Here is a 1,606-nt window from a genome sequence, read left to right as displayed (position 1 = left end):
CCCGGTCTTCGAGCGTCGCACCATGGAGCATCACCATATGGCCGACCAGCACGTCATCACCGATGATTGTCGGATTGCCATTGGGAGTCGCGGGCGTGGCGCTGTCGCAATGGATGGTGGTGCCATCCTGGATATTGCTGCGCGCTCCGATTCGGATAAAATTCACATCGGCGCGAATCACGCAATTATACCAGACGCTCGATTCGGGCCCGATTTCGACATCGCCGATAATCTTGCAGCCTGGCGCGATAAAGGCGCTGGGGTGAATTTTCGGGCTCTTGCCATTGAATGGCAGGATCAGGGGATCGGTCATGCTTTGGAGTTCCAGACATCAGCTTCGATTTTGTAAACAATGGTCGGGTTCAGATCTTCGCCATAATTGGGATCGTGAAAATCCAGTTCAGGATAGTGCCGCATGCCGAGTCGTTTCATCAATCCCCAGCTTGGTTCATTGCCGGCGACGGTCAGGGCCACGACATAGGGCGCGTTCCAGCGGGTAAAGGCTGCATCCATGCAGGCCGTTGCGGCCTCCTTGGCATAGCCTTGACCCCAGGCATCTTCGCGCAGGCGCCAGCCGATTTCATGGGCGCCGGTCAGTTTGGGTTGCGGTGCATTGACCCGCTTGAGGCCGCAAAATCCCAGAATTTCTCCATCGGACTTGCGCTCGACAATCCAGAATGTGTGGCCGAAGTCGCGGTCATAGCCTTCGAGTCGCGTCACCGCCGCGTCGAATTTCTCGCGGCTCTGCACGCCGCCCAGCCAGCGCATGACATTGCGGGTGTTGAGATGCTCCATGAATGGCTCGATATCGCTTTTCCGCCACTTGCGCAGGATCAGCCGTTCGGTTTCCAGAACTATATCGGTAGCTTTTTCAGCCATGCAGCAAGCGCGCCGCATCGGCAGCAAAATAGGTGAGGATGCCGGAGCAGCCCGCACGTTTGAAGGCGATCAGCTTTTCCATCATCAGCGCGTCATGATCGCCGACTCCGGCCGCAGCACCGACTTTCACCAGGGCATATTCGCCCGACACCTGATAGGCAAAGACCGGCACGTTGAATTCCGTCTTGGCGCGGTAGATGATGTCGAGATAGGCGAGGCCCGGCTTGACCATGATGCTGTCGGCGCCCTCGGCAATATCGAAGGCGATTTCGCGAATCGCTTCATCGCTATTGGCCGGATCCATCTGATAGGTTTTCTTGTTGCCCTTCAGCAGGCCGCCTGATCCCACGGCATCGCGGAACGGGCCGTAAAAGGCGCTGGCATATTTGGCGGCATAGGCCATGATCTGGACGTTGTGATGATGCGCCAGTTCGAGCACGTCGCGGATCGCGCCGACCCGGCCATCCATCATGTCCGACGGCGCGATGATATCGGCCCCGGCATTGGCCTGATTCAGCGCCTGTTTGGTCAATATGTCGAGCGTCCGGTCATTTTCGACATAGCCGAAGTCATCGATCAGTCCGTCCTGACCATGGCTGGTGTAAGGGTCGAGCGCGACATCGGTCAATATGCCAATATCGTCGCCCAGCGCGTCCTTCACCGCCTTGGTCGCGCGGCACATCAAATTGTCGGGGTTGAGCGATTCCTTGCCATCATCGCTGCGCTT

The 1,606-nt window shown here is 57.8% G+C and carries 3 protein-coding genes; all 3 read right to left on the bottom strand.

Going from position 1 to position 1,606, the window contains the following annotated elements; translation table 11 throughout:
- Positions 1–313 (bottom strand): gamma carbonic anhydrase family protein (locus V7665_RS00840; RefSeq protein WP_335662643.1); only part of this gene is annotated, 313 nt, incomplete at its 3' end.
- On the bottom strand, positions 310–879 hold the full coding sequence (locus V7665_RS00835; protein ID WP_335662642.1) for a GNAT family N-acetyltransferase: 570 nt from the start codon (positions 877–879) through the stop codon (positions 310–312). The genes V7665_RS00835 and V7665_RS00840, both read right to left, overlap by 4 nt.
- On the bottom strand, positions 872–1,606 hold a 735-nt coding region (hemB, locus tag V7665_RS00830), incomplete at its 5' end, for a porphobilinogen synthase (protein ID WP_335662641.1). The genes hemB and V7665_RS00835, both read right to left, overlap by 8 nt.

The sequence above is a fragment of the Parasphingorhabdus sp. genome, from assembly GCF_036964675.1.
Taxonomy (GTDB): Bacteria; Pseudomonadota; Alphaproteobacteria; order Sphingomonadales; family Sphingomonadaceae; genus Parasphingorhabdus.
This window is presented reverse-complemented; position numbering and strand designations above follow the sequence as displayed.

Excerpts from the sequence above, each read along its gene's own strand:
- V7665_RS00835 (WP_335662642.1), bottom strand. The coding sequence starts at position 879 with ATGGCTGAAAAAGCTACCGATATAGTTCTGGAAACCGAACGGCTGATC.